We start from the raw sequence: 7649 nt of genomic DNA on the forward strand, positions 1-7649 counted from the left end.
AATGAAATCATCCTACGCTCTCCACAAATCAAAGACCCTGGGAGCAGTAAGTCCTTCCCTGAGGATACTTTAAGCTACTCAAGCACTGTCTACCCTCTACTCACAGAGTATTGCAGTGACTGTCATGTCGAAGGCCAGCAAACTCCTTTTATTGGCAGCTCCGATGTTGACACCTCTTACCTGGCTGCTCAGAGTCGAATCAGCCTGGAAACCCCCGGCAACTCCCGACTAGTACAACGCTTACTCAATGAGTTTCATAACTGCTGGGAAGTTGGTTGTGAAGCCTCATCAACTGAAATGAGAACAGCGATCGAAGCCTTTTCTAATTCGATCACTGCCGCCGCGATTGACGAAACACTGATTACCAGTAAAGCACTTGTATTGGTGGGTGACGGCATCGTTGCCAACTCAGGTGGCCGCTATGAAGATGATGTGATTGCCCTATACGAGTTCAAAGCCGGTGAAGGTACTCTTGCCAACGACACCAGCGGTGTAGACCCGGCCATCAACCTTGAATTGAGCGGCAACGTCGAGTGGGTCGGCGGTTGGGGCATTAAGTTTGGCGCTTCGTATATCGACGAAGAAACCAATACCCGTGTCGGCAACGGTAAAGCGCAAGGCAAGACCGAAGACAGTAAAAAGCTCTACGATGAAATACGTGGCACGTCTCAATATTCTATAGAGGCTTGGGTTGTTCCAGCGAATGTTACGCAGGAAGACTCGCGCATTGTGTCGTACTCGGGCTCGGCCAGCTCTCGTAACTTTGCTTTGCAACAGACCTTGTACAACTACGACTTTTACAATACTACTAACGACTTCAACGAAGCACTTTCAACCGCCGATGCAGATGAAAGACTTCAAGCCAGCCTTCAGCATGTTGTCGCCACCTACTCCGCGACACAAGGCAGAAAGCTCTATGTTAATGGTGTCTATACCGAAGATGAAGACAGCGTAGCCCCTGGCCTTCTAAATGGTTGGAACGAAAGTTTTGCCCTCGTATTGGGTAATGAAACCGATGGCAACGAACTATGGGAAGGCACGCTAAGGATGCTAGCTATTCATAGCCGTGCGTTAACACAAGAGCAAATCACCCAAAACTATAACTCCGGCGTAGGTGAGAAATTCTACATGCTATTTGGTGTATCTCATCTTGTGGATACCGATGACCCCGACACAGCCGATGACTTTATTTTCTTTGAAGCCAGCCAGTTTGATAGCTTTAGCTACTTATTCTCTGATGCACGCTTTGTCAGCCTTAACGACAATGTTGAACTAGACGACATCACTTTAAGAGGCATGAAGATCGCCATCAACGGGCAAGAAGTAAATGTTGGACAAGTCTACCAAAACCTAAACATTAGTTTGAACGACGAAGACTATGTAGCGGGTAACGGGCAAGTTTTATCTAACCTGGGAACCATCGTTCCTTTGGATAAAGCAGCCGATGAAGACGAGTTTTTCTTAAGCTTTACGGAGATTGGCAGCCGCTCGCGCGATGAAGAGGAAGACATTCCCCCAACGCCTGCTGAACCTGAAGACCTACCTGCTTCGTCAGAAATAGGGCTTCGCACTTTCGATGAAATCAATGCATCGATGTCTGTGATGACCGGTGTTGCCTCAACCGATAGCGATGTAAAAAGCACTTTTGATACGGTGAAACAACAGCTACCAACGATAGAGAATATCGAAGGCTTCTTATCGGCCCACCAAATGGCCGTCACTCAGTTAGCCATTCAATATTGTGACGCCTTGGTTGATGACACAAGCTTAAGAGCTAGCTTCTTTAGCAGCTTTAATTTTAGTGAAAATGCCAATACCGCTTTTGATACGGATGGCCGTAGCCAGATTTCAAGCGCCCTCCTAAGCAACTTTGTTGGTACTAGCTTGGACACTCAACCTAGCGACAGCGATATTAATGATGAGATAAACAGCCTGATTGATACGCTTAGCGCTTGCTCAGCTGACAGCAGCTGTCCCGAAGGTAGAACCGAGATTGTGGTCAAAGCAGCCTGCGCAGCCGTACTAGGCAGCGCTACAACGCTTGTGCAATAAATACTATTCAGTTGAAGGATGAGATTATGATTATCAAACCAACACTCAAACAAACGCTGGATATCAACGCACCTTTGATACACAGTGACCATAAACGCCCTAAAACACGTAGGGAGTTTATCGCCAATGGATTCATGGCTGGCGGCGCTACCGTTTTTGGCTCGTCAATATTCAGCCTTTTCGGAGCACCACGTAATGCTTCGGCCGCGCTATCTTCAGATATTGAAGCCTTAAAAGATAGCTGTGGAATCGCCGTCCAAGGGGCCGGAAAGATCCCTTTTATCTGTATTGACCTGGCAGGCGGTGCCAATATTGCCGGCTCCAATGTATTAGTTGGCGGTTCGGGCGGACAAAAAGACATGCTCAGCACAGCAGGCTATAGCAAACTTGGCATCCCGCCGGATTTTTTACCTCAGGTAAACAATACCGATGGCACTACGAATGACTTCGTTGATGAATCCCTGGGCTTAGCCTTTCATTCAGATAGCCAATTTTTACGCGGGATTCAGGAACGAACCTCTGCGGCAACCCAAGCTGCGATTAACGGCGTGGTAATCCCGGCACGTTCAGAAAACGATACAGGCAATAACCCCCATAACCCGGTTTATGGCATTCATAATGCCGGTGCAGATGGTTCACTTTTAACATTGATTGGCTCACGAAGCTCTGATTCTGGCGGCAACTCCTTAGCACCAATGGACATGATTAACCCGCAGGTGCGCCCGACTAAAATTGACCGCCCAAGTGATGTTACGGGCTTGGTCGATGTCGGTGATTTGATCGGCCTACTAAGCCAGGAAGATGCCGTCGCGGTAATGGAGTCTATTCAACGTATCAGCGATAAGAAAATGGCTCAGATGAATACCGGCCTTCCTAGCGCTGGCGTAAATGTTACCACTGACGAAGTCGTAAAAGACCTTGTACGCTGTGGCTATGTAAAAAGTGCCGACCTGGCAGACCGTTTTGGCAACCCTGCTGACCTCGACCCGGTACAAGACCCGGATATTGTCGGAGCAAGCGGTATCTTTAGTAGTGAAGAATTTCTCAATGACCGCGAATTCCAGAAAGCCGCATCGGTCATGAAACTCGTGATCAATGGCTATGCCGGTGCTGGTACAATCACCATGGGTGGTTATGACTACCATACTGGTAACCGTTCGACAGGTGAAGCTCGTGACTTAAGAGCAGGACGTGTCATGGGCGCTTGCCTGGAATACGCAGCACGAATTGGTGTACCGCTTATGCTTTACGTCTTTTCTGACGGTTCAGTCGCCAGTAATGGCATGGTGGATAACTCTGAACAAGGCCGTGGCAAAGGTGTATGGACAGGCGATAACCAATCAACTGCCGCAGCGTTCTACCTAGTCTATGACCCTAGCGGCAACGGTCGCCCTACTGCGATACGCAACCAGGTTGGCTATATGCGTAGCGACGCATCAGTCGAAACCGCATCAAGCCCTGCTGCCAATAACGTTAACCTACTAGTTCAAACCGTTATGCTGAATTACATGGCACTACACGGCGAGCAAGGCAACTTCGAAAATGTACTGAGTTATCACGGGCTGGGAAGTTCTACTCTTAGGGATACGCTGGTTGGAATGGCACCTATTGTAAATGGGACGATTTGATGAATAAGTAAGACGATAAAGGGGGGGCACCTAAAGTGCTAAGCCCCTTTTGACTCATAAATTACTTGGCCAACTCTCTCAATGTGATCACGTAGCTGCAAGTTCTTAATGTCATGAAAGCAATGCACATCGACTACAAGCGGGATATCAGAATCTGCAAAATCTAACGCTAGTGCTGAGCTCGTAAAACGGTCAATATTATCGCCGACGACAGCAATATCAATATCACTTCGCTCATGATAATTCCCTTTCGCCCTAGAGCCATAAAGCTTTGCATAATCAATCATCTCATACTTAGATATATATCTCGTATCTCGCTCAGAGTTTGCTCACTCAAGCCGAACTGACTCATGATGATACTATTTCTTCTAAGAGTGATGTGTACCACTCATCTAGCATAGGCAAATAACTAATTTTTATGGAATCAATAACCTGTTCGAACTTCGAAAAGTCATAGGTATGACTCATAAGGTTTCGGTCTCCGATCATTCTCAACCAGGTCTCGGCATCATTAATATACTTACTTTGATACGCTTGGCGAACAACCGACTTAGGTGAAATCTGGTCAAGAATAATACCATCAAATTCCATTTTATCTTTGAGAACCTTCCACGCTAGTTCGAAGGTATATTCAAAACGCTGAATAACACCTTCCTTTTCTAACTGGCTAAACGAAGCAATATCTGACTCCACTGCTTCACGTAGCAAAAGAAAAGCTCGCTGAAAGTTCTTAAACCGTTGTTGCCAGCGAATATCTGAGACAGACATCATGACGCGTTACCTAATTCTTTAAAGATGAATATTTTGAAAATCACTATAGCAAGGATCGAGATACGATTCGATGATTTAAAGACCAAGGCTACAGGAGAAAAGAGCCCTAAGAAAGCCTTAGCCGCCTCCTTGAACTTAAGGCCTTCCCAAACCATTGGAATAATGAACCCTTTGCCGTTCATCAATCATAATCGCGTCAATACCTTCTAGTTTATTTATCAAGTCTAAACCTTTTTTCAACCCCAATACGAACACGGCAGTCGATAGCGCATCGGTAGTCGTCACATCAGGCCCGAGAACGGAAACGCTTAGCAGACCGTTCCGAGCAGACCGGCCTGTTTTTGGGGAAATAATATGGTGAACCCTTTCGCCGCTATCATCGATAAAGAATCGCTCGTAGTCACCTGAAGTCGATAAAGCGACATCCGATAAAGGCAGAACAACGGAGTTTTCTTCTTTGTTTCTAGGGTGACGCACCGCGACAAGCCAAGGCTTTGAGCCCTTTCCGCCCAGAAGATACATATCGCCGCCCGCACTTAAACGCGCATGCTTAACACCAAAGGTCTTCAACATCTTAATGCCTTCATCAACAGCATAACCTTTAGCTATTCCGCCTAAGTCAAGAACGACTCCAGGAGAGCTAAAACGTACTGTTTGAGCACTTCTATTTAAAACAATATGGCGATAATCCAGTGCTGGCAACTTTGCATTGATTTGAGAATCAGATGGCTGCGCCTGTTGTCGATAGTCATATAAAAAACCCACAGAGGCAAAGCTGATATCAAAGGCACCTTGGGATAAAGCCGACACAGCCAATGACTTTTCGAGTAAGCTAAACAGCTCAGTCGATATCGATAGTGCTTGCTCAGAGGCAAGTCTATTTACCTTGGAGAGCTCAGATTCAGAAATATACCGCGACATCTTTGCCTCGATATCATTAAAGCGATTCAGCACTGCGCGCTTAGCCTTCTCTGCTTTAATCTTATCGTCTAACCAAAACTCCAAGCTTAAGTTGGTCGTCATCACCTCTGCAGAAAACTCATGCCACTCGGCTTTCAAGGGCATGCTAAGAAAAACTAAGAAGCAAATGAGAAAACTCAAACAGTTTTTCATAATGTTATCCAAAATATCTCTCCAACCACGACGAATAGACCCATCCTAAAATATTGGTTAAAATCAATAAACCCTATTGCTGGAACAACACAATGAACTTGGCACCTAGTAATAAAACTATTGATGCACTTAAGAGTCTCTCTCTTAAAGAAGCGAGTCGAATTGAACTTGTCTGGCTTTATGGTTCACAAGCGAATCATACCGCTGATTGCGCGAGTGATTATGACCTAGCGATAGCGCTACATAAGGAATGTAATCAAGCAGACAAATTCATTCAAGACCTTGAGTATCAATGGTCAAATAATCTAGACCAGAATATATCAATCGTTGATATTAACTCAGTGCCCGTGCCATTGGCTTACAACATTATTGATCTCGGCACTCCGCTCTACATTGGCAATGACTTGCGCCTTCATAGCGAAGAACAGCGAATATGGTCATTATGGAGTGAATATGCCCATGAACACCAGCAACATTATCCTTAAACGGCGTTCCAGAGAATTTACTATGTCGACATACCAAGCCTATGTATTTGCCATCAAAGAACAAGTCGCTCAGCACTTGGCTGGTTTGGATGAGTTGGCCTGCACCATTCAGAAACGCCCCTTAACATTTAACGAACGTAGCGCTGTAGAAAGGAATCTACAGGTTCTTATCGAGGCTGCTATTGGCTGCTCAAAGCACTATCTCAAGAAGATATCTAAACCTGTTCCTTCGGAAGCCCGAGCTAGCATTGAAAGAATCTACGAACAACTCGCCATTACCACTCCTGAAATAAATGAAATGCGCGGCGCAATAGGCATGCGAAACGCCATCATTCATGACTACCTTAACCTTGATTGGAAAAAGTTAGAAGCCGTACTTGCAAAGCAAAAATACTATAATGTGAAAGATTATATCAGCCTGCTCTGTTCTGCACTTCTTAGCGAATAGCTTGTTTTTTAATACCTTTTCTATGGCTACGTTACTCTTTAAGGAATACTTAAACCTACCTCTTCCCCCAATAATTCCCGTAGCGCCTGCTTTAAAGCCTTCTTCGCGTCATCATCACCATGAACAATTCTTATTTCTGAAGGCTTAGCTTTCATGCCTTGCACAAAGTTCAGTAAGTCTTCCTGACCTGCATGCGCAGAGTAACCCGAGATCGTATGTACAGCGGCATTAATCGTATAGCGCTTACCCTCTAGCTCGACATAGCCATTTCGTGTCCCGTAAGTTTGAATATCTCGCCCTGCAGTTCCCTCAGCTTGATAACCTACAAACAGAATATCAGTACGCTTATCTTCAATTAAGGCTTTTAAATAATTAACAATACGTCCACCAGCACACATACCGCTAGCGGCGATCACAATGGCTGGGCGAGCCGTCTTTGCTAAATAATTCACTGTGTCGAGGTGAGTTTGATGATCATCTATCGTGAGTAAATTTTCAAATGACAGAGGGTGTCGACCCACGGCTACCCGACTTTGAGCCTCTGCATCCCAAAAAGGTTTTAGTTGTCGGTAGGTATCAGTAAAGTCGTTGGCCAAAGGTGAGTCGACTATCACTTCAAGCTCAGCCCAATTCAGCGCCCCCTGATCGGCTTTATCTTTAAGCTCATAGATCAATGACTCAAGTTCATACAATAGCTCCTGAGTGCGGCCGATACTGAACGCAGGAATCAAGACCACACCTCTGTCTTGAACAGCACTCTCGATCACTGCCTTAAGTCGCTGCCGACGAGAGCGTCGATCTTCATGATTCTTATCGCCATAAGTGCTTTCAATCACCAAGGTATCACATGCTTCAGGAGGCTTCGGCGCGGCTAACAAAGGAGAGTGAGGAGCGCCTAAATCACCCGAAAAGATAAACGTATGCGCGTCCTTCCCCTGGTTTACACAGCACTCAACATAAGCAGAGCCAAGAATATGACCTGCTGGCTGTAAGCAAATATCTAAACCTTCAAAGACTGAATACAAATCACCATATTTGAGCGGCACAATACGCTGCTTAAGCACCGACATAAATTGTCGGATCATCTGTTTATTACGGGTGAAACCAATCTTCACCGCATCTTCCAGTACCAGCGGTAAAAGCACAGCCGAC

The 7649-nt window shown here is 45.7% G+C and carries 8 protein-coding genes; 4 read left to right on the forward strand and 4 right to left on the reverse strand.

Going from position 1 to position 7649, the window contains the following annotated elements; genetic code table 11:
• Positions 1-2052, forward strand: a 2052-nt coding sequence (locus A3729_RS09135; protein ID WP_068633715.1) for a LamG domain-containing protein, incomplete at its 5' end; no start/stop codon positions are given.
• A gap of 26 nt (positions 2053-2078) precedes the next feature.
• Positions 2079-3680: a general secretion pathway protein GspF gene (locus tag A3729_RS09140; RefSeq protein WP_068633717.1), complete on the forward strand. Its 1602-nt coding sequence runs from the start codon at positions 2079-2081 to the stop codon at positions 3678-3680.
• Positions 3681-3718: 38 nt separating this feature from the next.
• On the opposite strand, the gene A3729_RS09145 is transcribed toward A3729_RS09140, so the two are convergent.
• The 3 genes from A3729_RS09145 to A3729_RS09155 form a co-directional block, all read right to left on the reverse strand.
• Positions 3719-3982: a nucleotidyltransferase domain-containing protein gene (locus tag A3729_RS09145; protein WP_255375271.1), complete on the reverse strand. Its 264-nt coding sequence runs from the start codon at positions 3980-3982 to the stop codon at positions 3719-3721.
• A gap of 46 nt (positions 3983-4028) precedes the next feature.
• Positions 4029-4451 (reverse strand): nucleotidyltransferase substrate binding protein, encoded by a 423-nt coding sequence (locus tag A3729_RS09150; protein ID WP_231872337.1) that lies wholly within the window; start codon positions 4449-4451, stop codon positions 4029-4031.
• Between the two features lie 135 nt (positions 4452-4586).
• Entirely contained in the window at positions 4587-5516 is a 930-nt protein-coding gene (locus A3729_RS09155) for an FAD:protein FMN transferase (RefSeq protein ID WP_197475726.1), read from the reverse strand.
• A 140-nt stretch (positions 5517-5656) separates the two neighbouring features.
• Between A3729_RS09155 and A3729_RS31470 the strand changes: the two genes are divergently transcribed.
• The gene (locus tag A3729_RS31470; RefSeq protein WP_068508473.1) at positions 5657-6049 is read left to right on the forward strand and encodes a nucleotidyltransferase domain-containing protein; all 393 of its coding nucleotides are present in this window, start codon (positions 5657-5659) and stop codon (positions 6047-6049) included.
• A gap of 22 nt (positions 6050-6071) precedes the next feature.
• Positions 6072-6497, forward strand: a complete 426-nt coding sequence (locus A3729_RS09165; RefSeq protein ID WP_068508475.1) for a DUF86 domain-containing protein — start codon at positions 6072-6074, stop codon at positions 6495-6497.
• A 38-nt stretch (positions 6498-6535) separates the two neighbouring features.
• Here A3729_RS09165 and A3729_RS09170 read toward each other — a convergent pair.
• On the reverse strand, positions 6536-7649 hold a 1114-nt coding region (locus A3729_RS09170; protein WP_082882067.1), incomplete at its 5' end, for an MBL fold metallo-hydrolase.

The sequence above is a fragment of the Oleiphilus sp. HI0043 genome (genome assembly GCF_001634935.1).

What these genes read in the sequence shown, in the direction of transcription:
- A3729_RS09150 (WP_231872337.1), bottom strand. Translation starts at nt 4,451, where the DNA reads ATGATGTCTGTCTCAGATATTCGCTGGCAACAACGGTTTAAGAACTTT.
- A3729_RS31470 (WP_068508473.1), top strand. Translation starts at nt 5,657, where the DNA reads ATGAACTTGGCACCTAGTAATAAAACTATTGATGCACTTAAGAGTCTC.
- A3729_RS09140 (WP_068633717.1), top strand. Translation starts at nt 2,079, where the DNA reads ATGATTATCAAACCAACACTCAAACAAACGCTGGATATCAACGCACCT.
- A3729_RS09155 (WP_197475726.1), bottom strand. Translation starts at nt 5,516, where the DNA reads ATGCCCTTGAAAGCCGAGTGGCATGAGTTTTCTGCAGAGGTGATGACG.
- A3729_RS09165 (WP_068508475.1), top strand. Translation starts at nt 6,072, where the DNA reads ATGTCGACATACCAAGCCTATGTATTTGCCATCAAAGAACAAGTCGCT.